Here is a 26908-nt window from a genome sequence, read left to right as displayed (position 1 = left end):
GCTCTGGGAACGGCTGTGGCCGGCGCTCTGGGCGCCCATCACCATCGCCGGGGCCTTCCTCGCCCTGGCCTTGCTGAACGTCTTTCTGCTTCTGCCGGGCTGGCTGCACGCCCTGGTCCTGCTGCTGTTCGTCGCCGCCATCGGCTGGACGGGATGGCGCGGGCTGCGCGCCTTCCGCCTGCCGGACGAGGACGCCGCCCGCCGCCGGCTGGAGCGCGACAGCGGTCTAGCCCACCGCCCCCTCCACGCGCTGCGCGACACGCCGGCCGGCAACGACCCCGTCGCCGCGGAGTTGTGGCGCCTGCACCAGGAGCGGGTCCGCGCCGCCATGCGGCGGCTGCGCGTCGCCATGCCGCTGTCGGACGGCCTCGCCGCCCGGGACCGCTACGCCCTGCGCGCTCTGGTGGCGCTCGTGCTGATCGCCGCCGGCGGCGCGACCTGGGGCGACTGGAGGCCGCGTCTTGTCGCCGCCATCACCCCGCATTTCGGCGGACCGGCGACGGCGACGGTCGCGACGCTCGACCTCTGGGTGACGCCGCCGGAATACACCGGCCTGCCGCCGGTCTTCCTGAAATCGGCCAACCCCGCCCACACGCCGAGCCTCGCCAATCCCGTGCCGGTCCCCAAGGGCAGCCTCGTGCTGGCCCGCGTCACCGGCGGCGGCGGCACGCCGTCACTGGAGGCCGGCAGCAAGTCCGCGGCCTTCGAGGCGGTGGACTCGTCCACTTTCCAGATCCAGCAGCCCATCGAGGACGGCACCCGCATCGCCGTGACCCAGGGGTCCAACCTGCTGGGCGGTTGGAACGTGCGGATCATCCCGGACAACCCGCCGACCATCGCCTACGCCAGCCCCCCGGCCAAGGGGGAGCGCGGCGCGCTGCGGCTGGACTACACCGCGCAGGACGATTACGGGCTGGCCGAGGCCAAGGCCGTCGTCCGGCTGGCGCTGCCGGAGGGCGAGGCCCCGGCGCTCGACCGCAGCCCGCTGGAGTTGCCGCTGGCCCTGCCCGGCGTCCGCCCGCGCGAGGCGCGCAACGCCGCCTTCCATGATCTGACCGCCCATCCGTGGGCCGGGCTGAACGTCACCATCCGCCTGACCGCCCTCGACGGCGCCGGCCAGACCGGCAGCACGGAGGACGTGGCGATGGTCCTGCCGGAGCGCGTCTTCAACCACCCGGTCGCCCGCGCCATCGTGGAGGAGCGCAAGAAGCTGACCCTGCGGCCGCAGCAGCTCCGCATCGAGGTGGCCCGCGCTCTGGCCGAAATCTCGTCCAGGCCCAGCCAGTTCGGCGGCGATCTGGTCGCCTTCCTGGCCATGCGCACCGCGGTGAACCGCCTGCTGCTCGACGAGGAGGCGGCCTCCGTCCCCGCCGTCCAGCAACTGCTGTGGGAAACCGCGCTGCGCATCGAGGACGGCGGCCTGTCGCTGGCCGAGCGTGACCTGCGCGACGCCGAGAGCCGTCTCGCCGAGGCGCTGGAGCGTGGCGCCGACGACCAGGAGCTGAAGAAGCTGATGGACGAGCTTCAGGCGGCGCTCGACAAGTTCCTCGACGCCATGGAGCAGCAGATGCGCGAGGCGCTGGAGCGCGGCGAGCAAATCCCCATGGTGCCGCCGGAGATGGCCGACCAGATGATGGACCGCCAGGACCTCCAGCGCATGATGGAGCAGATGCGGCAGATGGCCGAGACCGGCGCCCGCGACGCGGCACGGCAAATGCTCTCCCAGCTCCAGCAGATGATGGAGAACATGCGCAACGGCGCCATGGCCCAGATGCAGCAGCAGGGCCAGAACGAGGCGGCGCAGATGATGCGCGAGCTTCAGGAGCTGACGCAGCGGCAGCAGCAGCTGCTCGACCAGACCTTCCGCCAGTCGCAGGAGCAGATGGGCCGACAGGATGGGCAGCAGGGCCAGCAGCAGGGACCGCGCAACCGCCAGGGCCGCCCGCAGCAGGGGCAGCAAGGCCAGCAGGGGCCGTCGGGCAGCCCGCTGATGCAGCAGCAGGCCGAACAGCAGGAGGCGCTGCGCCGCCAGCTCGGCGAGCTGATGCGCCGCATGGGCGAGCAGCAGGGCGGCGAGATCCCCCGCCCGCTGGGCCGCGCCGAACGGGCCATGCGCGACGCCGGCCAGGCGCTCCAGCAGGGGCAGCCCGGCTCCGCCGTTCCGCCGCAGACCCAGGCCATGGACGAGCTTCAGCAGGGCATGCAGGCCATGGCCGAGCAGATGATGCAGCAGATGATGGGCCAGCAGGGTCCGGCGATGACCGGGCAGCAGCCCGGACAGGCGCAGCAGCGCCAGGGCCAGGGCCGCAACCGCGACCCGCTGGGCCGCCGCCCCTCCGGCTTCGGCAACTACAACAACGAGGACGTGAAGATCCCCGAGGAGGCCGAACTCCAGCGCGCCCGCGAGATCCTCGACGAGTTGCGCCGCCGCTCCGGCCAGTATGGCCGCCCGCAGATGGAGCGCGAGTACATCGACCGCCTGCTGAAGCAGTTCTAGGGCAGCGGAGCCTTCAGGGATTAAGCGAAGAGGTAATTCAGAAGATACGTGGACCACGAAAGACTGGGATCAAGGACATCACAAATAAGCACCGCCCGATGCTGAACGTTCTCAAACGAAAATCTCAATTCAGGATAGTTCATGACCGCGCTCCAGGTCATTTGCATTAGAGAAATGTGAAGCAAGACAGGAGCGTCGGAACTGGGCAATCTCTCCGGTGCCTGCAGAGGGCACATTGAAAATGGAGAGCATCATGCCGTCAGTGAAAGCTCAGCCAAAAGGCCAGTCCTTGGCTCAGGTGACAAAGGACTGGTGGCGCTGGTCTGTCGACCTTGACCGCAACGGTGGAGCAAATCCGTTTGAGGACACAACGGGAGCCTATGCTTCCGCTGGGCATATGCCCGACAGCCATATGTTCTATCTGGCTGGGATCGCCGGAAATACCGGCACAGCCATTGACGGGGTCACGACGCAAAGCAGAGCGTTCGAAGTCCCTGCCAACGACGCGATCCTGGTTCCGGTTATCAATACCGCAGAAACCGTCCCCGACTACGAGGCGTATCTCGGGAAAAGCAAAGTTCCCACGATCGATAAAGTCGAACAATACATTTACGACTGGAAGAATAGCTACGTACAAGACAAGTTTCTTCTCGTCGACGGCAAGCCGGTCCCGTTGGACAACAGCTATGTGGAGTCCGGGCCTTTCTCTCTGGGCAGTGTGGAGCCGGGCGACGTCGGGTACGACCTTTTTGGATTGCGGCCCGCCGGGACGGAGCAACAACCCGCTTTCGCCGGTGGATATTGGGGCGTCATCAAAGGCCTCGGTGTCGGCACCCACTCCATCGAATTTGGCGGCAGCATCGACTACAGCCTCACGGATGCGGGTTTCGGCCCGCCAGACGGCACTGTCGACTTCAGCTACAAAGTCGTCGACACCGTCACTGTGGTCCCCCCGAGCCATTACCATCCGGGCCATCACCATCCGAACGTGACGCCATGTGGCACGGGCCTCTTCGATCGCTGATCAAGAAAGCCTCGGAACGGTCCCGCTCGGGCCGCATGATCCCCGTGCCTTTTGCGGGGCGGAGGACCGGGTGGCTTTACCGGAGGGCGGCGCTGGTGCAGTATCCGCCGCGCAAGGCGCCGCCGCTTGCCCTTCCGGCACGGACGCCCCCGGACACAACGAACGTTTCCTCATGGTCGCGGTCCTTTCGAACCACGGGTCGGGCGGGCTGGCCCCGCAGCGCCCGGAACTGACGCTCGGCAGCAAGTTCCGCATGATCAACTGGGGGCTGGTGCTCCTGGTCTGCATCATCACGTCGGTCGGGGTGGCCCTGCTCTACTCGGCCGCGGGCGGCAACTGGAAGCCCTGGGCGCAGCCGCAGCTCGTGCGCGCCGTCCCCGGCCTGCTCCTGATGCTGATGATCGCGCTGGTCGATGTGCGGCATCTGATGAAATCGGCCTACGCCATCTTCGTGATCGTGCTCTGCCTGCTGGTGGCGGTGGAGTTGATGGGCCGCATCGGCATGGGCGCGCAGCGCTGGATCGACCTGGGATTCTTCCAGCTCCAGCCGTCCGAACTGATGAAGCCGGCGCTGACCCTGGCGCTGGCCCGCTACTTCCACGGCGTCTCGCTGGACCAGATCGGCCGCCCGCTGCTGCTGATTCCGCCCCTGCTGCTGGTCTTCATCCCGGTGGCGCTGGTGCTGATGCAGCCGAACCTGGGCACCTCGCTCTTGCTGATCATGGGCAGCGGGGCCGTCTTCTTCGCCGCGGGCGTGAGGATCTGGAAGTTCCTGGTGGTCATCGGCGGCGGACTGGCGGCCATCCCCGTCGCCTGGGAATTCCTGCACGATTACCAGAAGCAGCGCGTCTACACCTTCCTCGACCCGGAAACCGACCCGCTCGGCGCCGGCTACAACATTCTCCAGTCGAAGATCGCCCTGGGTTCGGGTGGCCTGTTCGGCAAGGGCTTCATGTCCGGGTCGCAGAGCCAGCTGATGTTCCTGCCGGAGAAGCACACCGATTTCATCTTCGTGGTGCTGGCGGAGGAGTTCGGGATGGTCGGCGCGCTGATCCTGCTGGCGCTGTACCTGATGCTGTTCATCTACGGCGTGGTCATCGCGCTGAGCTGCCGCAGCCAGTTCGCCCGGCTGGTCGCGGTCGGCATGACCGCGCAGTTCTTCCTCTACGTGATGGTCAACGTGTCGATGGTCACCGGCCTGATCCCGGTGGTGGGCATCCCGCTGCCGCTGGTGTCCTACGGCGGGTCGGCGATGATGACGCTGATGATCGGCGTGGGGCTGCTGCTCAGCATGTCGGTCCACCGCGAGGTCCGCATCCCGAAGAGCGGCGTCACCGAACTGTGACGCCGCCATGAGCCGTCCGCGCTTCGGCCGCCTGCTGGCGGCCGTCCTGCTCTACCTCGTGTTCAAGGTGATCCTGTACCGGGCCGCCGGGCTGTTCGAGGTGGCGCCCAACGCAAGCGCCTGGTACCCGCCCATCGGGCTGATGCTGGCTTTCGTGCTGTACGGCGGCCCGGCCGCCCTTCCCTTTCTCCTCGTCCCGTCCGACCTGCTTGCCTATGGGACGGTGAACGGTTTCAGCCTGCTGATCATCCCGCAGGCGCTCGTGGTGGGCGCCACCGGGCTTGCCCTGCGGCGGGGGCTGGGAGGAGACGTCTTCGGAAGCGCGAAGGGCATCGGTGTTTTCATGGTCGCGGCGCTGGCCGCCGTCTCCCTCCTGCTCGTTCTGTCCACCGCGGCGGTGCAGGCCATCACGGCGCAGCGCATCGCCATCGCGGGCAACGTAAACTTCGCCTACTGGCTGGGCGACCTGTCGGGGCTTCTGCTCTGCACGCCCGTGTTCCTGGCCATCTTCCGCCTGATCCAGCCGCCGCCCGGCGAGGTGGACCGTTGGCTGTCGCCGGACATGGGTACGGTCCTGCGGGCAGCCGCGCTCAGCGCCGCCGGCCTTCTGGCCTGGTCATTGACGCACGACCGGATGGCCACGCCGGCCAGCGCGGTCTTCCTGCTCATCCTGCCCATCGCGACGGCGGGATTCCTGTGGGGGTTCGCCGCCTCCACGCTGACCGCCTTCCTGACCAACGGCGGACTCGTGCTGACCATGCATGGGACGCTGGCCCCGTCTGAGGCCGTTGATCTCCAGGTCTTCATGCTGGCCGCCGGAGCCACGGGGCTGCTTCTGGGGGCCCTGGGCAGCACGCGCATGGAACTGCTCGGGCGCAACGCGCAACTGGTGCGCGCCATCGAGGAGGCACCGCTGGGCATCGCCCTGCTGGAGCGGCGACGGGAAGCCGGGGTGAGGGTCGCCTTCGCCAACCGCACCTTCCGGCGCTTCGATCCCGACATCGCCCCCGTCGCCCGCCGCCTGACGCACGGTCAGGGATTGGAGGTGGATGTCGAGCGGGCCGGGCGGACGCTGGCCTGGATGGTCAAGCCGGCCTCCGCCTCGCCATCGGGCGAGACGATGATCGCCATCGTTCAGGACGTGACGGAGCAGCGCCGGAAGGAGCAGGCGGACCAGCACCAGCGCCGCATGGTGGCCATCGGAGAGATCGCTGGCGGCATGGCCCATGAACTGAACAACCTGCTTCATCCGGTCCTCAATCTCAGCCAGCAGGCGCGGTCGGACGCGGCGACGCGCCCGGAGCGCCTGGGCCGCGCGCTGGCCATCATCGAGGACAGCGCCCGCAGCGCCGCCAAGCTGGTGCGTCAGGTCCTGTCCTTCGCCCGCGGCAGCGACCGCGACGAGGAGGGAGCGGAACTGGTGTCCGCGGTGCGCGACGTGACCGCCCTTCTGGACGCCACCCTGCCGCCCACCTTCACCACCACCCTGACCAGCGAGGTCTCCGAGGTTCCGGTCCGCCTGACCCGGACGGAAATCGGGCAGATCGTCACCAACCTCGCCGTCAATGCGCTGGACGCCACCGGCCAGAAAGGCCATTTGCGCATCCGCGTCGGGCGGCCCGCCGGCGGGTTCGTGACCATGACGGTCGAGGATGACGGTCCGGGCATCCCCGCCCCCGATGCGGAGCGCGTCATGGAGCCCTTCTTCACCACCAAGCCCCATGGGCAGGGAACGGGGCTCGGTCTGGCGGTGGTGCAGGACCTGCTGCTGCGGCGCGGCAGCGGCATCCGCCTCGTGACGCAGGCTCCCCAAGGGGCACGCTTCGTGCTAACCCTTGCAGAGCACTGCTGAGCGGGAAGGCTATGAAGATATTGATCGTCGACGACGCCGAGAACGTCCGCTACTCGCTCCGCACCAGCCTGGAGGACGCCGGATACGATGTTGACGAAGCGCCCGATGGCGAAGTCGCTCTTGCCAAATTGCAATCTGAGGTTTTCGATTTTATCGTTGCGGATGTGTGGATGCCGCATTTGAACGGCATCGATCTGCTACAGAGGATGCGCGATACCACCCCCCAGACCCCCGTCTTTATCATTACGGGTGGAGCCGCCCGCATTCCCATCGAAAGCACGGCGGCGATGGCCCGCACCTGGGGGGCCGACCAAGTGTTCTACAAACCGTTCGAAAACGCCGACCTGATCGCCGCGATCCGGCAGCGCGACGCCGTTCGATAGAATCACACAATCAAGCGCAAAGCCTCAGACGGCGGACGCGGCCGTCCGGCCGCTTGCCTTCGCAGGCATGAGCCTGAGGGGCCGCCCGTCGCGGCCCTTACCGTCGCGCGCAAGTCAGGACTTACGCGCGACGGTATCACACGTCGGTCTTCCCCTGCCGCAACTCCAGGAGACGTTGCAGGAGTCGCGTCGCCACACGGGCGTAGACTTCCGCATCGTCTTTCGGCATCTCCGCAAGCGCGCGCTCCAGCACGTAGCGCGGGTCACGCCTCAGCAGATCGCGGCCCTTGTCCGTCAATTCCAACAGATCCGCCCGCGCGTCGCGCGGGTTGGCAAGCTTGTTCAGCAAGCCCTTGTCGACCAGCGTGACGACGGTGCGCGCCACGCTGGCGATCGCCAGATCCTGATAGCGCGCCAGCGCCGATGCGGTGCGGTGCGTCTCCGGCGCCTCGGCGAAATAGCGCAGGGCCACCCATTGGGCCGGATACAGCCCTTCCGCATGTCCCGAAGCGTGCAGCAGGCGCGACGTGTTCTCCACGACCGTCGCCAACCCCGTCATGGATAGTTTCTGGACCATTGCGTCTGTCTGAATCCGTTCCGTACCGCCGGCGGTGACAATAGCCACGTTCCGCCACAGGCGCCACCGCCGCCCCTTTAACGACCCATTAACGCATCACTGCATAGCATAATTCACTAAGCACTGCTTCATATATGGCTGGCAGCCGGATGGCGCGGGACGTCCGTCCGGCCGCTTCCACCGTGCCGGGCGTCCCGCGCTCGTCCCGACAACACGCAACGATTCGATCAGGTGAGATCCGCGACCATGGCAGCAAAAGAGAACTCTTGGACCGCGACGCGGATCTTGGGCGCGATAGCCCTCGGCTCGGCGATAATGCTGTGCACGGCGGGCAATGTTTCGGCGAGGAACTACGCAAGCGTCGGCGAGATGATCATGCTGTGCGAAAGCCACGGCGGCTCGGACTTTGTCAGCTTCGCACAATGCTACACCGCCAATCTCCGTGAGTTCATGCCGGGACATGCGAATCCCACGTTGCAGTCGATCCAGGACGAAATGGTGGCATTCACCGATGCGCTCGCCGCGGCGGTCAGCCAGCGCAGGATATCGTCCAGGACCGCGAAGATAATTTTCCAGAACGCACGCGCCAAATTCAATGACATCGACAAGAAATCACGAAGCAATCCGGCGCAGTACAATGCCAATGATCTGAGGCAGACGATATACGGCGAGTTCAACGGGGTGCTGAAAACCTACGATGAAGCCAAGCGGCTGTTTGCGGCGACAAGCGCCGAGGAGCGGCGGTGCGTCGGCGACCTTGACGCCTATGTGCAGCAGGACAAGGTGGCGGCGTTGGAAGGCAATGTGAAGGAGTGCAAGCGTCAGATCGCCGACCGGAACGCCGCGCTCGCTCGGCAAGAGGAGGCCCGCCTCGCCGCCGAGCGTGAAAAGGCCCGGCAAGCCGAAGAGGAGGCCCGCCGGAAGATGGCGCAGCAGGAGCAGCTTCGCCAGGAGGAGATCGCTCGCCAGAAGCGCGCGAAGGAAGCCTATGAACGGTGCATGGCCGACACCGAATGCCGCACTCAAAAGGAAAGAGCCCAGGCCGAGTGGCGTTCGATGGTGGCCCTCGGGCTTTATCCGAAGAAGACCTACATCCGGATCCACGGCGTCCGGCAGCAATGCGAATCCAGCGGCAATTTCATATGCATGCAGATCTGCAATCAGATGGCGGACATCGTCGACCGGCAGGTCCGGGCGATGACCGGGACGGGGATTCTTGCCTCCACCAATCTGGAATTCAAACTTCCCGGGATGGAGGAGGTTTTTGCCGGCGCGCTGAAGCAGTGCATCGATGTGAGCCGGCAATGACGCCGGCCAAGCCGGTCATTCCACAAGCACTGCACGGCCTTGGAGACGATTTTGAAGAGAGTGTTGTTGGCGTCCTTGCTGCTTCTGGCGGCATTCAGCACCCCTTCGATGGCCCAGGACGCAGCCAGCCCGTTCACCCAGGCCGAGATCACCGAGTTGACGGGGAACCTGGCCGATTGCTGGAGTGCAGGTGAACTCGCCAGGCTCAACGGCCGGGCGATCCCGGCCCGCCTGTTCTTCGATGAGGAGGGAAAATACTCCGGCATCTCGCTCACCGACCGCAGCGCGATGGCCGATCCGGTTTACCGGAGCGTTGCCCAATCCCTCATCCAGACCTTCAGGACCTGCAAGCGGCTGAGAGCGCCCGAGCGTCTGAAAGGACGCCACGTCGAAGTGCTCGTGAACGTGCGTCCGCAGGATTTCCGGGATTCCGCCTCCAACGCCCGGACCATCGTCAACACGACGCCCCCAGCGGGGGAGAAAGGCTCCCTCCCGATCAAGGCCATCGAGGGCGGCTGGAGCAGAAGCAGCGCGGACTGCGGACGGACGATCTACACAATCCACCGTCCGGGTGAGTTCCTGCAGATAATCAGCGACGGCATGAGCGATGCGCGGCAGACGCCCCGCGAAGGCTATCTGATGGGTGGTTACCTGGGAAAGTACGTCGACGAGGGGGACGGAAACGTCGTGTTCATCGTCGAGAAGTTTCCGAAGATTAAATTCCGCATGAAATACAACCGGCTCGACGCGACGTTGGCTCAGCACCTCGAATATGACGGCCGGCCGGCACAGCCCGCCCACAAGTTGGTGAAATGCCTGTCGGCGGAAAATGCCAAGACGGTGGAGATCATGGATTATGACGATCCCAGCAAGTGGCTTTCGGAGAAGGACAAGGCATTTCATCTCGTCCTGGTCACGGCAGCCATCAGCGGACACGCGGCCGCGGCGACGGCCGCGATGAGGGATGGCGCGGATCCCTTGAAAGCCGGCTTCAACGAAGGTCTGGGAATTCTCGACCTCGTCCACCAGAACAGCCAACTGTCATGCGAACAGAAGCTGGCGATGCGAAACCTCCTGAAGGCGCAGTCTCCGGCGCTGAGGGAGCTTCTGCCACCCGCGCTGCGAACCAGCTATGTGGGCAACTGCGCCTTCTACGCGACTCTGAGGTGACGACGCCGTTCGCAGGACGGAGGCGGCACCGGGCCGGCGGCCCGTAACGGGCGTCGCGGGCCGGCAGGGTTCAAGGGGCCGAAGCGGCTGGGCGCCGCCTCTCCCTCGCCGCCTGACTTTCCCTGCAAACATTCTGCGTTCCTGTCGGGCCATGCGCGCCGGTCATGGCCTTCCAGCTCGTAGCGACGCGCGCGGCGGGTTACGCACCCGCGCCCGTCTCGGCCTCGTCCTGATGCTGGATCAGCACCTTGTCGATGCGCCGGCCGTCCATGTCGACGACCTCGAATCGCAGGTCGTTCCAGCGGAAATGCTCCGCTGCGGTGGGGACATGGCCCAGCCGGTCGAGCATGAAGCCGGCGATGGTGTGATAATCGCCCTCGCCCTTCAGCCCCTTCACGCCAACCAGCGACTCCACCTCTTCCACCGGGGTCATGCCGTCGACCAGCCAGGAGCCGTCCTCGCGCTGGACCGCGAAGCCGTCGCCTTCCTGCCCCTGTTCGGGCATTTCGCCGGCGATGGCTTCCATGATGTCGGTGACGGTGGCGATGCCCTCGACGCTGCCATACTCGTCCACCACCACAGCCATATGGATGCTGGCCTGCTTGAACAGTTCCAGGAGCCGCAGGACGGGGGTGCCGTCATGGACGATCAGCGGCTCCACCATGGCCTCGCGCAGGTCGAAGCGGCGCCCCTGGAGCGCCTGATTGAGCAGCGCCTTGCTGGACACGATGCCCTGCACTTCGTCCACATCGCCGCGGCAGACCAGGAAGCGGGAATAGCCGCTGGCCTGGATCTCCTTGGCGATGGCGTCGGGCGGGTCGTCGAGATCGATCCACACGAGGTCCGGGCGCGGCGTCATGATCGACCGCGCGGTGCGGTCGGACAGGCGGAACACGCCCTCGATCATCTGCCGCTCGGCGGGTTCGAAGACGCCGGTCTGCGTGCCCTCCTTGATGAGGCTTTTGACCTCCTCCTCGGTGACGGTCTGCTCACGCGCGGTGGGCAGGCGCAGCAGCTTCATCAACCCCTCGGTCGAGACGCCGAGCAGCCAGACCAGCGGCATGGCGATGCGCGACAGGACGCTCATCGGACCGGCGACGCCGGCGGCGATGCGCTCCGCGTTCACCAGCGCCATGCGCTTGGGCACCAGTTCGCCGACGATCAGCGACAGGTAGGTGATCGCGGCGACGACCAGCGCGAATCCGACCTGCTGCCCATAGGGGGCGATCCAGGAAACGTTGGCGTCCAGAACCGTGCCCAGCCGGTCGGCCAGGGTCGCGCCGCCGTAGGCGCCGGCGATGATGCCGATCAGCGTGATGCCGACCTGCACGGTGGAGAGGAAGTTGCCGGGGTCCTCCGACAGCTTCAGCGCGGCGCGGGCGCCCTTGCTGCGCGTTTCCTCGGCCATCTGCTGAAGCCGCGCGCGTCGCGACGACACCAGCGCCATTTCCGACATCGCGAAAAAGGCGTTCAGCAGGATCAGCAAAATGATGACCAGTACTTCCCAAATCATGGCGTCGAGCCCGCGGGCGCTCCCTTTTATGAAGACAGTTTGTCGAAGATCAACATGCCAGCCTGCCCGAAACCGAACAGGACGGCGGCAATGATGACGATGGCGATCAGCCCGGCAATCAGGCCGGCGACGACGAAGGCCCCATCCTTTTCGATCAGACCCAGCGCGATCAGCGCGATGGCCAGTGCCGGGGGCTGGTTGCCGAAGACGATGGGAAGGGCCAGGATTCCGGCCAGGATCATCACAGCCACGCCGAGCAGCCGTTCCGCCGTGGGAGCGGTCATCGCCGCAAGGCGCGGGCGCAGATGCCGCTCCAGCCGGTCGACCTGCGGCTTCGCCTTCGCGATCACCCGCAGGAAGGCGTCCCGGTCGAGCGTGAGGGCGGCCAGCCGGCGCGGCAGCCAGGGGCGGTCGCGCCCGGCGGCGATCTGGGCGCCGATCAGCAGCATCGGCAGCCCCGTCGCCGTGGACAGGCCCGGGACCGGCAGGATGTTCGGAATGGACAGGATCAGAAGCAGGGCGCCGAACGCGCGGTCGCCCAGAATGTCCACGAGGTCGCCCAGCGCGATCCGCGCGCCGTGATCGTGGTTCAGGAAATCGTCCAGCACCGCCGAAGCGGGGTTCACCGGCGGGAAGCCGGTGGGCGCGGCATCGCCGCGGTCGACGCCCTCCGGCGCCTGAGGGTCCGGGGGCGTGTCGGGAGGTCGGCCGTCGTTCACGGCGCTCCCCACGGAGGCCGCCCGAAACGGCGGAAGGGTAAACCCATGGACCTTTCGCGTCGCAACATCGTAGGTGTCTCTTTTACAGCATCACCGGTCGGCGCGCCAGCCCGTCTGTGGAATGCCCCGCTTCTCATGGGGATGAGGCCACCAAAGGCAGCTCAACGGTGAAGGTCGAGCCGCGTCCCGGCGCCGAATCGGCGGTGATGCGCCCACCATGCCCCTCCACGATGGAGCGGCAGATGTAGAGGCCGAGGCCGACCGTCCCCTCCCCCTCGGTGCCCAGCCGGCCGGTGCGGGCGAAGGGTTGGAAGAGCTGCGCCAACTCGGCTGGAGGAATGCCCCGCCCGTCGTCGGACACGCTCAGGCGCGCCCGGCCACCGTCTTTGCCCAGGGCCTCGCCCGCGACCTCGCTGAGGGCGACGCGGACCCGACCGCCCCGGTCGGAATATTTGATGGCGTTCGACAGGAGGTTGTTGAGCAGCTGATCCAGTTTGGCCGGATCGATGTCGGCCATGGGCAAGGGGCGTTCGGGCACGGACAGCTCGATGGTGATGGTCTTGCCTTCGGCCAACACGCTGTTCATCGAGACGTTCCGACGCACCAGCGCCGCCAGATCGGACGGACGCCGCGCCAGCCGCAGCCGCCCTGCCTGGAGCGCCGCCAGGGACAGCGCGTCCTCCACCATGTGGCGCATGGACAGGCTGGATTCCCGGATACGCTCCAGGCAGGCGCGCTCCGTCGCCTCCAGCCGTCCGTCCAGCCGCTGTTCCAGCAACTCCGCGAAGCCGGCGACGACCTGGAGCGGCGTGCGCAGGTCGTGGGCCAGCATGCCCATCAGCCGGTTCTTCTGTTCGTTGCTGGCGGCCAGTTCGGCGTTGGCCTTGGCGAGCGCCCGCTGGGCGTTGGCGAGCTCGTTGTTGAGAAGGGTCATCTCGTCGAACAGCGCATCCACGGCGGGAATGCCCGCAACCGGGACCACCGTCCTGAGGGGAGCGAGCCGCCGGGCCAGCCGCGGGTTCCGCGTCTCCAGCGCCTCCATCGCGGCGGGCAGTTCGCCGGGTGTGCGCGCCACGACCAGCACCAGCCCCTCGGCGTCGCCAAGTCCGCTGACGTACAGCATCCCCGTTGGGTCGAGGCGGCTGGGCACGGGATGGTCGAGCGCCCGGCCGGACCGCCGCAGGCCGGTGAACAGGTCCAGCGCGCCCGCCACCGCGTCCGGGCCGAACAGGGCCGGAAAAGGGGTGCCGGGCTTTCCCGTCAATCCCGACAGTCCGGCGCCCAACCCGTGCAAGGCGCGCAGCCGCCCATCGTGGTCGCAGGTCAGGACCAGCCCGTCCATGTTCCCTCTTTCAAGCCTCACGCATCCGCGCAGACATTACGCCACACCCATCATGCCACGCCGGCGGCGCGGTCCGGAACCGCCGGACCGGTCAGCCGCTCCGCGATGACGACGGCCTCCTCCGCGCTGGGCGCGAAGGCGTCGGCGCCGACGGTTCTCCACAAATCCGGGACGAGGTTGAAGGGATAGCCACCGACCAGCACATGCGGCGGCTCCCCAGGTTCGGCGCGCACCGCGGCGATGAGCGCGGCAACCCGCCCGACATGGGCGGTGATGGTGGCCGACACCGCCAGGACATGGGCGCCCCGCTCCCGCACCAAGCGAGCGACGCTGTCCGCGGGCGTGTTGGCACCGAGATAATGGCTGTCCCAACCGGCCATCTCGAAGAAATCGGCGACCATGCGGATGCCGATCTCATGCTGCTCCCCGCTGACGCAGGTGGCGACCATGGTCAGGCCGCGCCGCTCGGCGGCGAAGATCGCCGGGTAAAGCTGGCCCATGATCGCCTGGGTGGCGGCGGTGGCGAAATGCTCGTGCGCCACGGTGATCACCCGGGTCTGCCACAGCCGCCCGATCTCGCGCAGAGCCGGCTGGAACACATGCAGGTAAAGATCGGGCACCCTCGCCCCGGCGGCGGCGGCCTCCATCACCAGCACCGCCGCCCGGCGCCGGTCGCCGGCCAGCAGCGCGTCCAGGTACGAGCGCGCGAGCGCGCCGAGCGGTGCGTCCGACCGGACGAAGGGCGGCACCTCCCGCGGCAGGCCGGGCAATGCGGTCAGTCCCTCGCCAACGCACGCGCGCACGCGCGCCGCCGTGATGTGTTCGACCCGCCCCGCCACCACGTCGCGGAGGATTTCCAGGCTTTCGCCCAGTTCCTCATCCGGAATGCCGATTCCGGCGAAGAGGATCTTGACCCAGGCGACATACTCGCGGAACAGAGCCGGACTGTCGCTCGCCACCGCCTCCGCCAGATACAGGAGATGGAAGCCGACATCCTCGACGCAGCGCTCCCGTCCGCCTTCGCCATAGCGGGCGTAGAGCGCCGGCCAGCGCTCGAACTGGATGGCGACGATGGCGCGCGCCAACTCCTCGCGGCGGTCCACGATGGGGTTCGAGGCGATCCGCAGCGGCGTTGGGACGGGCCGGACGGTCCCCGGCATGGCACGGCGTCTCCGGTCAGAGGGGCGTTGGGAAGGAAGGTGCCCCCTCACCTCCCCTCCTGCAACGCCTGACTGCGCCAGATGGCTCAGTTTCCGACCGCCCACCCGTTATGATTGGGGAAAGCTCCCTCAGCGGCCCTTCTGAAGGACGAAGGTCAGCCTCTTGATGAGATCAGCCTTCGACACCGGCTTCACCAGATAACCGGAGATGCCGTAGGCGATGGCCCGCTTGACGGTATCCGCCTCTCGGTGGGAGGTCAGTACGATCACCGGAAGGTCGGACAGCGGGTTGCCGGTGGCCGTCCGCAGGGCGTGCAGCAGGTCCAACCCGCTCATCCGCGGCATTTCCAGGTCGCAGATGGCCAGGTCGACCTTTTCCGGATGGTCGCGCAGGATGGCCAGCGCCGACATGCCGTCCGATGCCTCCCACACATGGCGGACCTTCAAATCCTGCAGCAGGCGGCTCATCAGCCGGCGGGTGAAGTCGTCGTCTTCGATCAGCAGGACGCGCAGATCATTGATGTTGCGGTTCAGCACCCCGTCCTTCGCAGGTTCGTTCAGCATCGGCGCGGCCATCCTTATCCGTGTCGTTGCACTGGACATAACGCAGGCATACGTTACATCGCCGACAGCGACCGGAAAAGTCCGTAAATGATGCAATATTTGTAATTTTCGCAACTTTGAAGGCGGGTGCGGGACGGACGGTTGCGGTCGATGGCGGCCCTGCGCCGGGGTGCGTTGTCCGCGCCGTCCCCAATCTGTTAAACCCGTTCCGGCCCATGATCAGGCCAACGAGTGGAGCCGGCCGCTGGGGCAAGCCCTTGGAAACGGCCCCGCACCCGGCCCGCGGCTTTGGAACAGTCATCGAACCATGCAACTCGATCTTCTCAAGAGACCGGACGGACGCACCGCCATCCTGATGCCGTCCGGCTTCGTCCTCGACCTGCTGACGCCGGACGCCACCGGCATGCCGATCGAGGATATCGCCCAGTGCCTGTCGTCCCAGCCGCGCTGGGGCGGCGCTGCCCGGCCCTGGTATTCGGTCGCCGAGCATTCGGTGATGGTCTCGCGTCTGGTGCCCCCACCCCTGGCCTATTCGGCCCTGATGCACGATTGTGAGGAGTTCCTCGGCGATTGGCCGTCGCCGGTCAAGGTGATGCTGGACCGCGACTACGTCAAACAACGGCTTCATCCGGTCAAGGACGCGCTCCGCCGCTGGTTCGGCTTCGACGACGAGGCGCCGGCCATCAAGCAGGCCGACCTCGTCTGCATGGCGACGGAACTGCGCGACCTCCTGCCGCCCGCCTGGCTGGACTGGGGGCATCTGCCGGCTCCCCACCCGGACAAGATCGTCCCGGTCGGCCCTGATCGGGCCTACGCGCTCTTTCTGAACCGCTACGAGGAATTGAAGCACCTCGCTCAGCCCCATAAGGCCAATTCCCAAAAGGCCAAGCCCGCCAAAGCCGCGCGGAGCAAGCGTAGGACGTCACAGCCTTAACGTTCATCCCAAGGCTTGAGCGTTCATACCAAGGTTTACGACGGAGGATTTGTGAACGTACGCGCCCCGTACGCTCACAAATCCTCCGGCCGGCGGTACGGAGCGTACGGGTACGGCCGTACCGCCAAACCGCGCCACGCTCCGGAAAGTATCATACAGTAACCTACCTGCCTTGCGTCCCCGGACGCTCCAAACTGGAGCGGGACGCAATTTCAGGGATGAGCGCATGACGGCGATTCACAAGACGGCGATCCACGATGGGCGGGGGGAGGCATAGCCATGGCCGTTCCCGCGATCCAGGCGGCGCTGGTCGGCGCCTACGTGCTGCGCCAGCGTCTCAGCGGCAACCGGCGCTTCCCGCTGGTGCTGATGATGGAGCCGCTGTTCCGCTGCAACCTCGCCTGTGCCGGTTGCGGCAAGATCGACTATCCCGACCCGATCCTGCGCCGCCGTCTGTCTGTGGAGGAGGCCCTGGGCGCGGTGGACGAATGCGGTGCCCCGGTGGTTTCCATCGCCGGCGGCGAGCCGTTGCTGCACCCCGAAATCCACACCATCGCCGCCGGCATCGTGGCGCGCCGCAAGTTCGTCTATCTCTGCACCAACGCCCTGCTGATGGAAAAGCGGCTCGACCGTTTCACCCCCAGCCCCTTCTTCACCTGGTCGGTCCATCTGGACGGCGGGCGGGAGGAGCATGACAAGGCGGTCTGCCAGCCGGGCGTCTACGACCGCGCCGTCGCGGCGATCCGCACCGCCAAGGCGCGCGGTTTCCGCGTCAACATCAATTGCACCCTGTTCGACGGGGCGGAGCCGGAGAAGGTCGCCGCCTTCTTCGACGAGGCCATGGAGGCCGGCATCGACGCGGTCACCGTGTCGCCCGGCTACGCCTACGAGCGCGCGCCGGACCAGGAGCATTTCCTGAACCGCCGCAAGACCAAGGAGCTGTTCCGCGACATCTTTGCGCGCGGACGGGGCCGGAAATGGCGCTTCTCGCAATCGTCCCTGTTCCTGGATTTCCTGGCCGGCAACCGCAGCTACCGTTGCGCGCCCTGGGGCAACCCGACCCGCAATGTCTTCGGCTGGCAGCGCCCCTGCTACCTGCTGGGCGAGGGCTATGCCCCGACCTTCAAGGCGCTGATGGAGGAGACGGACTGGGACGCCTACGGCACCGGCAATTACGAGAAATGCGCCGACTGCATGGTCCACAGCGGCTATGAGCCGACCGCGGTGGAGGACACGCTGCGCAATCCCCTGGCGGCTCTGGCGGTCAGCCTGCGCGGGCCGCGCACGGAGGGGCCGATGGCGCCGGAGATCCCGCTGGACCGCCAACGGCCGGCGGAGGAGGTCTTCTCACGCCACGTCGCGGACACGCTGCGCCGGATCGAGGCCGAGCGGACCGCCGCCGAGTAGATCGGCCGGAATGGCGCCGGCTGCCTTGCGGAGCGCCGCCAGGGCGCGACCGAGGTCCCAGGCCAGCCGGCCCAACGCGACGAGCTGGCGGGGGTCGGCGGCGATCCGCGCCAACACGGCGCCGGGGGCCATGCGCCCCTCCCCGTCCAACCCGGCCAGCGCCGCCGTGGGCAGAGCCCGCCACGCCGGGTCGGCGACGGCGCGCAGCACGGCGAAGGGCCGCCCCCAGGCTTGACAGGCCCGCGCGACGGCGAGGCTCTCCAGATCGACCGCCGCGGCGCCGGTCAACGCCCTCAGCCGCGCCTTGTCGCCGAGCGTCGCCGCGGGCATGCGGGCACCGGCCACCAACGCGGCGTGCGCCTGCGGCAAGGCGTCGTGGAGGCGATCCCGCCAGGGCCGGCAAGCTTCGAAGGCAGCGCCATCCTCATCGACAACAGCCGTCGCCAGAACCAGTGAACCGGGCCTGAGGTCGGGCGCCAATCCGCCCGCGATGCCGAAGCTGATGATTCCGCAGGCTCCGTCGTCCAACAGCCGATGCGCCGCCGCCGCCGCGGCGTCCCCCGTGGCGCAGGCGACGGGCATTCCGCTGCGGCGCGCCAGACGGGCCTCCAACGCCATGCCGGTGAGGATCGCGGCCATCACGCCTCCCTATGGCGAAATCCAGTAACGGAGCGTCAACGCCGTCTCCACGCCATCCTCCCCCACCGTCACGGCGGCGTCGCGGAAGCTCGGCGGGACCAAGAGCACCGGGGCGTCGTTGCCGAAGCCGAAACCCTCCCGCGGCACGCCGAGAAGGTTGCGGTCCATCTGCCCGTTGCCGTTCTCGTCGTGGTAGACGCGCAACGCGTAGGTCCCCGGCGGCACGTCGGGCACGGCGACGCGCACCGAGCCCTCCGCCGCCGGGGCGGTGACCCGGAAGGCGCAACGCCCCGCCGGGTAGGCCGCCTCCTCGCAGATGGCGAGGACGATCTGCCCGTCGCCGTTGCGCACGCCTTGGACCGTTACAGTCAACGCCGCGGCCAAGACCGCCGCCGCTCCTCTCACGCCCGCCCCATCATGCCCTCAGTGCCCGGTAGCGGGCCAGCGCCCACAGCGGGAAGCTCGCCGCGTAACCGTGGTATTTCAGATAGAAGACGCGCGGGAAGCCCACGGCGGTGAAGGGCTCCTCGCTCCACAGCCCTTCCGCGTCGCGGGCGGACAGCAGATAATCCACGCCGCGGTCGACCGCCGGATGGTTGCCCTTCCCGGCGGCCATCAGCCCGAGGAGCGCCCAGGCGGTCTGCGAGGCGGTGGAAACCGGCCCCTCGCCGCGCGGGTTTCCGGGCCAATAGCTGGCCCCGTCCTCCCCCCAACCGCCGTCCGCGCGCTGGTGCGCCAGCAGCCACTGCGCGGCGCGCTGCACCGCCGGGGCGGCGTGCGGCACCCCGGCGGCGTTCAGCGCCTCCAGCGCCGACCAGGTGCCGTAGACGTAGTTGGTGCCCCAGCGCCCGAACCAGGAGCCGTCGCTCTCCTGCTCGCGCTCCAGGAAGGTCAGGCCGCGGCGGGTCGGCACGGTATCGCGCCCCTCGCCCAGCCGGGCCAGCATCATGACGCAGCGGGCCGTCACGTCGGAGGTCGGCGGATCGAGCAAGGCACCATGGTCGGCGAAGGGGATATGGTTCAGAAAGTCGTGCTGGTTCTCGGCGTCGAAGGCGCCCCAGCCGCCGTTGCGGCTCTGCATGCCGACGATCCAGTCCCGCGCGCGGCGGATCGGCTCCTCGTAGCGGTCGGCGTCCAGCCGTTGCAGGGCCATCACCACCATGGCGGTGTCGTCGGTGTCCGGATAATGGGCGTTGTTGTACTGGAAGGCCCAGCCGCCCGACGCCAGCCCCGGACGCTGCCACGCCCAATCGCCCGCCACATCCAGGATCTGCCGGTCGATCAGCCAGTCCGCGCCGCGCCGGGCCGCGGCGCGGGCCCGCGGGCTTCCGGTTTCCAGCAGGGCGTTGCAGATGATCGCGGTGTCCCACACCGGCGACAGGCAGGGCTGGCAATAGACCCGCCCCGGCTGCCGCACCATCAGCCCACGCAGCGCGCGGCGGGCCGTCGCCGCGTCGGGATGGTCGGGCGGCAACCCCAGGCAATGGAACATCAGCACGGCGTTGACCATCGCCGGGAAAATGGCGCCCAGCCCATCCTCTCCGTTCAGCCGCTCCGTCACGAAGCGCACGGCGCGGTCGATGGCCGTCTGGCGCCCGTTGGCGGGAAGGCGCGGTTCCACCGCGTGCAGCGCCGCGTCGAGCGCGCGGAACAGCGTGGCCCAGCCGCCGCGGCTGGTGTTGCTGTGCCAGTTGCGCACCTCTTCCGGCGGTTCGGTGAACAGCTCCGCGATGCCGATGCCCCTCGGGTTGCGGGCGCGCAGCCGGTGCGCCATGACGACCAGCAGCGGCACCACCACCGTCCGCGACCAGTAGGAGATGCGGGAGATGTGGAAGGGCGACCAGGGCGGCAGGTTCATCACCTCCACCGGCATCGCCGGCACGGCACGCCAAGGGATCTGACCGAACTGGGCCAGCAGGATGCGGGTGAAGACGTTGCAGCGCGCCGCCCCGCCGCGCGCCAGGATCGCTTCACGGGCGCGGCGCATGTGCGGCGCGTCGGGGCTGTCCCCCGCCGCCTTCAGCGCGAAATAGGCCTTCACGCTGCAGCTGATGTCCATGGCGCCGCCGAAGAACAGCGGCCAGCCGCCGTCCTTGCCCTGCCGCCCGCGGATGAAGGCCGCCAAGCCGGCTTCCAGTTCCGGATCGATCTCGTCGAGGATATGGTGCAGCAGCAGATATTCGGACGGGATGGTGGCGTCGGCCTCCAGTTCGAACACCCAATGGCCGTCGGCCTGCTGGCGGCGGATCAGGGCGTCCGTGGCCTCGGCCACGGCGTCGCCCACGGCCTTGGCCGACGTCCCGGCCCGTTGGACCCGCAAGGTTGTGCTTGCGTTGTGGTCGTTCATCGGCGCTCCCGCTTTGCCCCGGTGTTCCACATGGGTGTGCACCATGGTGGAGGTATCTGGGTAATGAGGTGCCGCGCTTCGCCCATTGGTTGGAAGTAAGATACGGTAGCGTACGTTGGGTGCCAAAGGTTGTCCTGGCAGACTGCGTACACTTCCAGGGGAGACGTACAGCGTGACAGAACGGCAAAGCGTCCTGGGCCGGATGGCGGACCTCGGCCGCGCCATGATCGGGGGCCTGGGCGCCCTGTCCTGCCGGAGGCCGCGGATGACGCTGGCCGTCGGGGTGATGCTGTCCGTCCTGGCCGGCTGGTATTCCGCCGACAATCTGACGATGAGCACCAGCACATCGGACATGATTTCGCCGGACACCGCCTTTCGCCAGCACACGGAGGAGTACCGGCAGGCCTTTCCCTTTGCCGACGACCAGATCGTCGTGGTGGTGGACAGCCCATCCCCCGACCAGTCGGACGCCGCCGCCGTACGTCTGGCGGAGCGCATGTCCGCCCGTACGGACGTCCTGTCGGCGGTGGAGGTGCCGTCCGCCGATCCGTACTTCCGCCGCTATGGGCTGCTCTTTCTCGACACGGAGAAATTGCAGGATCTGGCCACCCGGCTGGCCGGTGCGCAGGCGGCGCTGGGCGCTCTGAACGCCGCCCCGAATCTCCAGGGGCTGGCCGACCTGCTGGACCTGATCCTGACCCACGCGGACGAAGGCGCGCCGGCCACCCCCGCCAATCTTCTCGACCGGCTGGCGGTCAGCACCGCGACGGTGACGGACGGCCATCCAGTGCCGCTGTCCTGGACCGGGCTGGTGCAGGCCGCGGAGGAGGAGGACCGGACAGCCAACCGCCGCTTCGTCCTGGCCCGGCCCATCCTGGACAACAGCTCCTTCGGGCGCGGACGGCCCGCGGTGACCGCGGTGCACGAGGCCATCGGCGCGGTGATGGCGGAGCCGGCCGGCCAAGGGGTGGAGATGCGGGTCACCGGCGCCGTGCCGCTGCGCCAGACGGAACTGGACACCGTCGCCAACAGCGCCGGCCTCGCCACCATCCTGTCCTTCATCCTGGTTTCGACGGTGCTGATCGCCGGGATGCGGTCAGGGCGGCTGATCGCCTGCATCATGGTGATCCTGCTGCTCGGCCTGACGCTGAGCGCCGGGGCGGCGGCGCTGACCGTGGGACGGCTGAACCTGATCTCCGTCACCTGCGCGGTGATGTTCTTCGGGCTGGGCGACGATTATGGCGGGCATCTCGGCCTGCGCTACCAGGAGGAGCTGCGCCGCGGCCTGCCGCCGCTGGCCGCCGCCATCGAGGCTGTGCGGGCGGTCGGGCCGGCGCTGGTGCTCAGCACGCTGTGCGCCATCATCGGCTTCCTGTCCTTCGTGCCGACCGCCTATCTGGGGCTGGCGGAGTTCGGCATCATCTCCGCGGTCGGCATGGTGGTGGCCCTGCTCATCAGCCTGACCCTTCTGCCCGCGCTGATCGTCCTGCTGCGTCCCGGCCCTGGCGTCCCGGCGCCGGAGCGCGAGGACCGCGGCTTCGCCGGCTGGGTCACCCGCCACCACCGCGCGATCCTCGCCCTGGCCGGAGCCAGCGCCGTCCTGTCCATGGCGGCGCTGCCGCTGGTGCGGCTGGACGTCAACCCGCTGAACCTGCAGGACGAGACGACGGAGGCCGTCGCCACCTACCGCGATCTGGCGGTCACCCCGCGCACATCCCCCTATTCCGTCAATATCCTGACGCCGGACCTCGCGGCGGCGCAGACGCTGGCCGACCGGCTGCGCAGCCTGCCGGAGTCGGGCGGCGTGCGCACCTTCGCCAGCTTCATCCCCAAGGACCAGGAGGCCAAGCTGCCCATCCTGGCGGACATGTCGCTGCTGCTGGGCCCCAGCCTCGCCGCCCCTGTCGCCTCGGCGGCGCTCGACCAGGACGGGTTGGAGCGCGCTTTCGCCACGCTGAAGACGGTGCTGGGGGGCTATCGGACGGACAAGGGCGACGGACCGCCCGAGTTGCGCGCCGCCGTTCAGCGTTTCGACGGCGCGCTGGCCCGCATCCAGCCGGCGCAGCTCGCCACGCTCGATGCAGCACTGACCGGGGGCGTGCCGCCGCTGCTCGACCGGCTGCGCGAGGGCATGGCCGTGGAGCAGCCGGTCACCGCCGCCGACGTGCCGGACAGCCTGAAGGCCCGCTGGATCGCCGCGGACGGACGCGCCCGCGTCGAGGTGCTGCCCACCCACGACATTTCCGACAGCCGCGAAATGGCCGATTTCGCCGACGCGGTGCTGGCCGTAGCGCCCAACGCCACCGGCGCCCCGGTCACGGTGACGGAGGCGGCCCGGGTCGTCGGCTCCTCTTTCCTGGAGGCGACGGCGCTGACGCTGGTGCTGATGGTGCTTCTGCTGATCGCCGTTCAGCGCTCGGTGACCGGGATGGTGCTGATCCTGGCGCCGCTGATCCTGGCCGCCCTGTGGACGATGGCGACCGCCGGGCTTCTGGACATCCCCTTCAACTTCGCCAACGTGATCGTCATCCCGCTGCTGTTCGCGCTCGGCGTGTCGAGCAGCATCCACATGGTTTCGCGCGGGCAGGATCTGGTGCGGGAGGGGGCGTCGGACAGCGCCTTCGGCATTGAGCTGCTGGTGACCAGCACGCCGCGCGCCGTCCTGGTCAGCACGCTGACCACCAGCACCGCCTTCGCCACGCTGGCGCTGTCCAATCACCGCGGGCTGTCCAGCATGGGGGTTCTGCTGGCGGTGTCGATCACCTACACGGTCATCTCGTCGCTGGTGGTCCTGCCAGCGCTGATGATCCTGTGGCACCGCTGGCGGCTTCGCCGCAGACCAGCAGCCCCGGTGCGGTCACCGACCCGATGACCAGCCGTCCATTCCAGGACAGGGCGACCGTGGCGGCGGGAAAGCGCTGTCCATCTTCGTCCAGCAGGATCTCCGTCCCGGCGAGGCCGAGCGCCGCGACTCGGGTCGGCGCCGCCGCTCCGCCCGGCCAGCCGTAGCGGTGCAGCGCCAGCCGGAACGGCGATGGGTGCAGCGCCGCCAGCAGGCGCCCGTCCGGGGCCATCGTCAGATTGTCCGGCCCGCCGGGGACGGCGATGCGCCGCGGCGGCGCCTGCGGGTCGGACAGGCGGTAGACGAGCAGCGCGTCCTCCCGCGTGGCGGCGACGGTCAGCCGGTCGTGGCTCGGCTCGGGGAACAGGCCGTTGGCGAAGCCGATCCCGCCGATCAGGGCGCGCGCGTCGTTGTTCTCGACGAGGCCGACGAAGCCGTGGCGCCCGCCGAAGACGTTGTCCTCGATCACGGCGCTCCAGCCGCAACCGCCGTGGCTGCTGGTGAACAGGAAACGCTCCCCGTCGAGGAAGGCCACGTCGTTGGCCCGGCAGAGCAACGGGCTGGTGATGGTGCCTTGGTGGGTCAGGGTGGCGCCGTCCAGGCGATAACGCTCGACCGTCGCCGATCCGTCCTCGTGACGGCTGATGGCGAGCAGGGAGCGTGAGCCATCCGGCTCCGCGCGCAGGTCGATGCCCGCCGGGCGCAGGCCGGTGGCGAGGGGAGTGACGGCGACTGCCGGCGAGTCGAGGGTGTGCAGGTTCAGAAGGTAGAGGCCGCCCGTGGTTCCGGCCCGGCGGTCGTAAGCCGACAGCACCGCCTGACCGCGCTCCGTGTCGAGCGCCATGTCCTCGATGCCGATGACGGGGGCTCCGTCGGCTGTGACGGAGACCGTGCGGCAGGTAGCGTGGGCGGGCTGGGTGAGGACAGTGAATAGGAGGAGTGCGGTTGCCCCCTCCCTGACCCTCCCCCGCCTTTGGCGAGGGAGGGAATTTTGAGCGGAGCGGCGGCAGTTCCCTCTCCCGCGAAAGCGGGGGAGGGTGAGGGAGGGGGCAAAACCCCTCACGCCACGCCGGCCCCCCAGCGCGCAACGAAGGGCGCCCATTCGCGGTCCACCCGCTCCCGCCCCTGGTCCGACAGGCGATGGCGGTTCTTCGTGTAATCGCTCACCGCCCCCAGATACGCCGCGAAGTTCGGACGCGCCGCCGCGTAACCCGGCAACTCCAGCGTTTGATACAGCCGCTCCACCTCCTCCAGCGGCGCGCGCTCGAAGCGTTCGAAGGGCACCTCGGCGAAGCGGTTCGCCGGCAGGTCGGCCGTGTCGTCGATCAGCGCCTGCATGATGCGCGGGTAATGGTCCAGCACCACCCGCTCCACGTCGATGTGCCCGTGCGGCTGGAGCGCCAGCCGCGCCAGCAGCGTCCGGTAGAAGCCGACCGTGGACACGAACACCGCCCGCGGGTCGCGGTGGATGTGGATGAAGCGCGCGTCGGGCCAGATCTCCCGCATCATGGCGACCCGCGCGCTGTAGACCGGGTTCTTCAGCAGGATGCAGCGCCCGCCCTGGGCGATCGACACCTTCTCCAGGAAATAGAGGAAGCGGCGCTTCCAGGCCTCCCGCTCCGCCGCCGTGCAACCGTCGAAATAGAGGCCGCGGCGCAGGTTCTCGTCGAAGCGTTCCGGGAAATAGAGCCCGTGGTAGAAGGAGACCGGCGACATGTTCGCCAGCGCGATCTCGTCCTCCTGCGGGCTGTCGGCCTTGACCGGCACGTTGTCGATGTAGCGCCGCTCCGGCAGGGCGCGGGCCAGCAGCGGCCGCAGGACCGAGCCCAGCCCCAGCATGTCCCAGGGCAGGCCGACCGCGAAGGGGTCGATGATGCCGAATTGCGGGTCGCGGCTCAGCACGTTGTAGAGGTGGGTGGTGCCGCTGCGCCAATGGCCGAGGATGAAGACCGGCGGCGGCAGACCGGCGGACGTCCGGCGCCGCGCCGCCACCCATCCGGCCTCCGCCAGCGAGAAGGGCGCGCGCCCAAGGGCCGAGGCCAGCGCCGCCAGTGCCGTCGGCCAGCCGCGCCCCCGCGGCCCGCCGTTGCGGGCCAGCACGGTCAGCAGGGTGACGGCGTCGCAGCCGTAGAGCGGATGGTCCGGGATCGGTGCCCAGCCGCTTGCCCTCTTCGCCGGTCCACCCATCCGGACACCTCCCTTCGACAGCGTCGCGCAAGAGGATAGACCGGGCCGGGCGCTGTTACATCCCACACGGACGGTTGAATCCGCCTGCCCCGAACGGGCAGATTTCCACGACCAATGCAGGAGCATGGGAACGCCGCGATGATTGGTTCTTCCTCACGCCGGACATGGATGCGCGCCGCGCTCGCGCTGGCCGTCCTGGCGGCTGGCCTGCTGCCGGTCCCCGCCGTCGCCCAGCAAGCCGGCACCACGCCGGGCGCCCGCGCCACGGTGGCCCGGCTGAACGAGGCCATCCTGTCCCTGATGCAGGGGGCGGCGGGACGGGAGCCGGCGCGGGCACGGCTTCAGCGCTTCCTGCCGGTGATGCTCGACACCTTCGATCTGGAAGCGGCGCTCCGCGTCGCCGCCGCCCCCTATTTCGACCAGTCCGCCGAGCCGGAGAAGCGGCAGGCGCTGGACGCCTTCGCGCGGCGCAGCGCCGCCCAGTATGTCGACCGTTTCGACAGCTACGACGGCCAGCGGCTCGAGATCGTCGGCGAACGGCCGGCTCCGCGCGGAATGCTGCTGGTCGACACCGATCTGGTGCGCGCGGGCAAGACGCCGGTGCGGCTGAGCTACCTGCTGCGTCTGGAGGGCGATCGCTGGCGCATCCTCGACGTGCTGGCGAAGGGTACGGTCAGCCAGCTCGCCACCCAGCGCTCGGAGTTCCAGAACACGCTGCGCGGCGGCGGGCTGGCCGCCCTGACGCGCGACCTGAACAGCAACGCCGACCGCATCCTCGGCGGGGCGTAAGGGCATGGGCACCACCCTCGTCACCGGGGGCAGCGGCTTCATCGGCGGGCATCTGGTGGCGGCCCTGGCCGCGCGGGGCGAGCGGGTGCGCATCCTCGACCTCCAGGACCCGCCGGACGGCTTGCCGCCGGACGTGGAGGTTCGGCAAGGCTCCATCCTCGACGCGGCGGCGGTGGCCCGTGCGCTGGAGGGGGTGGAGCGGGTCCATCACCTTGCCGCCGCGTCGAGGATGGAGCCTTGCCGAACCTCCACGTCCGGCGGCAAGCCGTCCGGCGGGTCCTGGAGGTCGAGGATGCGCACCCGCTCGCC

At 68.5% G+C, this 26908-nt stretch carries 23 protein-coding genes; 12 read left to right on the top strand and 11 right to left on the bottom strand.

Features of this window, described 5'->3' with window-relative positions; genetic code table 11:
- The 5 genes from GBZ26_RS09540 to GBZ26_RS09520 all read left to right on the top strand — a co-directional run.
- On the top strand, positions 1-2497 hold a 2497-nt coding region (locus GBZ26_RS09540), incomplete at its 5' end, for a TIGR02302 family protein (RefSeq protein WP_174438640.1).
- A gap of 241 nt (positions 2498-2738) precedes the next feature.
- Complete coding sequence (locus GBZ26_RS09535) at positions 2739-3521, top strand: hypothetical protein (RefSeq protein WP_174438639.1); 783 nt, start codon at positions 2739-2741, stop codon at positions 3519-3521.
- A 172-nt stretch (positions 3522-3693) separates the two neighbouring features.
- Positions 3694-4866, top strand: a complete 1173-nt coding sequence (rodA, locus tag GBZ26_RS09530; protein ID WP_174438638.1) for a rod shape-determining protein RodA — start codon at positions 3694-3696, stop codon at positions 4864-4866.
- A gap of 7 nt (positions 4867-4873) precedes the next feature.
- The gene (locus GBZ26_RS09525) at positions 4874-6718 is read left to right on the top strand and encodes an ATP-binding protein (RefSeq protein WP_174438637.1); all 1845 of its coding nucleotides are present in this window, start codon (positions 4874-4876) and stop codon (positions 6716-6718) included.
- 11 nt (positions 6719-6729) lie between these two features.
- Positions 6730-7101 (top strand): response regulator, encoded by a 372-nt coding sequence (locus GBZ26_RS09520; protein ID WP_035677244.1) that lies wholly within the window; start codon positions 6730-6732, stop codon positions 7099-7101.
- Positions 7102-7237: 136 nt separating this feature from the next.
- Here GBZ26_RS09520 and GBZ26_RS09515 read toward each other — a convergent pair whose 3' ends face one another.
- Complete coding sequence (locus GBZ26_RS09515; RefSeq protein ID WP_246653856.1) at positions 7238-7660, bottom strand: MarR family winged helix-turn-helix transcriptional regulator; 423 nt, start codon at positions 7658-7660, stop codon at positions 7238-7240.
- Positions 7661-7924: 264 nt separating this feature from the next.
- Here GBZ26_RS09515 and GBZ26_RS09510 point away from each other — a divergent pair, with 264 nt between their 5' ends.
- Positions 7925-8986, top strand: coding sequence for a hypothetical protein (locus tag GBZ26_RS09510; protein ID WP_174438635.1), 1062 nt, complete (start codon positions 7925-7927; stop codon positions 8984-8986).
- A 66-nt stretch (positions 8987-9052) separates the two neighbouring features.
- The gene (locus GBZ26_RS09505; RefSeq protein ID WP_174438634.1) at positions 9053-10156 is read left to right on the top strand and encodes a hypothetical protein; all 1104 of its coding nucleotides are present in this window, start codon (positions 9053-9055) and stop codon (positions 10154-10156) included.
- 199 nt (positions 10157-10355) lie between these two features.
- Here GBZ26_RS09505 and GBZ26_RS09500 read toward each other — a convergent pair whose 3' ends face one another.
- The 5 genes from GBZ26_RS09500 to GBZ26_RS09480 form a co-directional block, all read right to left on the bottom strand.
- Positions 10356-11669: a hemolysin family protein gene (locus tag GBZ26_RS09500; protein WP_174438633.1), complete on the bottom strand. Its 1314-nt coding sequence runs from the start codon at positions 11667-11669 to the stop codon at positions 10356-10358.
- A gap of 26 nt (positions 11670-11695) precedes the next feature.
- Positions 11696-12388: an exopolysaccharide biosynthesis protein gene (locus tag GBZ26_RS09495; RefSeq protein ID WP_174438632.1), complete on the bottom strand. Its 693-nt coding sequence runs from the start codon at positions 12386-12388 to the stop codon at positions 11696-11698.
- Positions 12389-12521: 133 nt separating this feature from the next.
- The gene (locus GBZ26_RS09490; protein WP_174438631.1) at positions 12522-13730 is read right to left on the bottom strand and encodes a sensor histidine kinase; all 1209 of its coding nucleotides are present in this window, start codon (positions 13728-13730) and stop codon (positions 12522-12524) included.
- Between the two features lie 50 nt (positions 13731-13780).
- The gene (locus tag GBZ26_RS09485; RefSeq protein ID WP_174438630.1) at positions 13781-14890 is read right to left on the bottom strand and encodes a cobalamin B12-binding domain-containing protein; all 1110 of its coding nucleotides are present in this window, start codon (positions 14888-14890) and stop codon (positions 13781-13783) included.
- 129 nt (positions 14891-15019) lie between these two features.
- Positions 15020-15454 carry a response regulator gene (locus GBZ26_RS09480; RefSeq protein ID WP_174438629.1) on the bottom strand — a complete coding sequence of 145 codons (435 nt, stop codon included), beginning with the start codon at positions 15452-15454 and terminating at the stop codon, positions 15020-15022.
- Positions 15455-15761: 307 nt separating this feature from the next.
- Here GBZ26_RS09480 and GBZ26_RS09475 point away from each other — a divergent pair, with 307 nt between their 5' ends.
- Entirely contained in the window at positions 15762-16388 is a 627-nt protein-coding gene (locus GBZ26_RS09475; RefSeq protein WP_174438628.1) for a hydrolase, read from the top strand.
- A gap of 279 nt (positions 16389-16667) precedes the next feature.
- Positions 16668-17795 carry an adenosyl-hopene transferase HpnH gene (hpnH, locus tag GBZ26_RS09470; protein WP_174438627.1) on the top strand — a complete coding sequence of 376 codons (1128 nt, stop codon included), beginning with the start codon at positions 16668-16670 and terminating at the stop codon, positions 17793-17795.
- Here the strand turns inward: hpnH and GBZ26_RS09465 are convergent.
- Genes GBZ26_RS09465 through shc form a run of 3 tightly spaced genes read right to left on the bottom strand, consistent with a single transcriptional unit; the run spans position 17736 to position 20781 of the window.
- Positions 17736-18434, bottom strand: coding sequence for a phosphorylase family protein (locus GBZ26_RS09465; protein WP_174438626.1), 699 nt, complete (start codon positions 18432-18434; stop codon positions 17736-17738). The genes hpnH and GBZ26_RS09465 overlap by 60 nt on opposite strands.
- Before the next feature lie 9 nt (positions 18435-18443).
- Entirely contained in the window at positions 18444-18818 is a 375-nt protein-coding gene (locus GBZ26_RS09460; protein ID WP_174438625.1) for a DUF2141 domain-containing protein, read from the bottom strand.
- 31 nt (positions 18819-18849) lie between these two features.
- The gene (gene shc / locus GBZ26_RS09455) at positions 18850-20781 is read right to left on the bottom strand and encodes a squalene--hopene cyclase (RefSeq protein ID WP_174438624.1); all 1932 of its coding nucleotides are present in this window, start codon (positions 20779-20781) and stop codon (positions 18850-18852) included.
- Positions 20782-20953: 172 nt separating this feature from the next.
- Here shc and GBZ26_RS09450 point away from each other — a divergent pair, with 172 nt between their 5' ends.
- Positions 20954-23653 carry an MMPL family transporter gene (locus tag GBZ26_RS09450; protein ID WP_174438623.1) on the top strand — a complete coding sequence of 900 codons (2700 nt, stop codon included), beginning with the start codon at positions 20954-20956 and terminating at the stop codon, positions 23651-23653.
- Here the strand turns inward: GBZ26_RS09450 and GBZ26_RS09445 are convergent.
- Entirely contained in the window at positions 23553-24467 is a 915-nt protein-coding gene (locus GBZ26_RS09445; RefSeq protein ID WP_174438622.1) for an SMP-30/gluconolactonase/LRE family protein, read from the bottom strand. The two genes, GBZ26_RS09450 and GBZ26_RS09445, sit on opposite strands and share 101 nt — an antisense overlap.
- 215 nt (positions 24468-24682) lie before the next feature.
- Complete coding sequence (locus GBZ26_RS09440; RefSeq protein ID WP_174438621.1) at positions 24683-25810, bottom strand: sulfotransferase family protein; 1128 nt, start codon at positions 25808-25810, stop codon at positions 24683-24685.
- A 168-nt stretch (positions 25811-25978) separates the two neighbouring features.
- Here GBZ26_RS09440 and GBZ26_RS09435 point away from each other — a divergent pair, with 168 nt between their 5' ends.
- Positions 25979-26599: an ABC transporter substrate-binding protein gene (locus tag GBZ26_RS09435; protein ID WP_174438620.1), complete on the top strand. Its 621-nt coding sequence runs from the start codon at positions 25979-25981 to the stop codon at positions 26597-26599.
- Between the two features lie 4 nt (positions 26600-26603).
- Positions 26604-26908: NAD-dependent epimerase/dehydratase family protein (locus GBZ26_RS09430; protein ID WP_174438619.1), on the top strand; the 305-nt coding region annotated here is incomplete at its 3' end.

The organism is Azospirillum formosense, from assembly GCF_013340925.1.
Lineage (GTDB): Bacteria > Pseudomonadota > Alphaproteobacteria > Azospirillales > Azospirillaceae > Azospirillum > Azospirillum formosense.
Note: the sequence above shows the minus strand (reverse complement) of the source record. Positions and strands in the feature narration are given on the sequence as shown.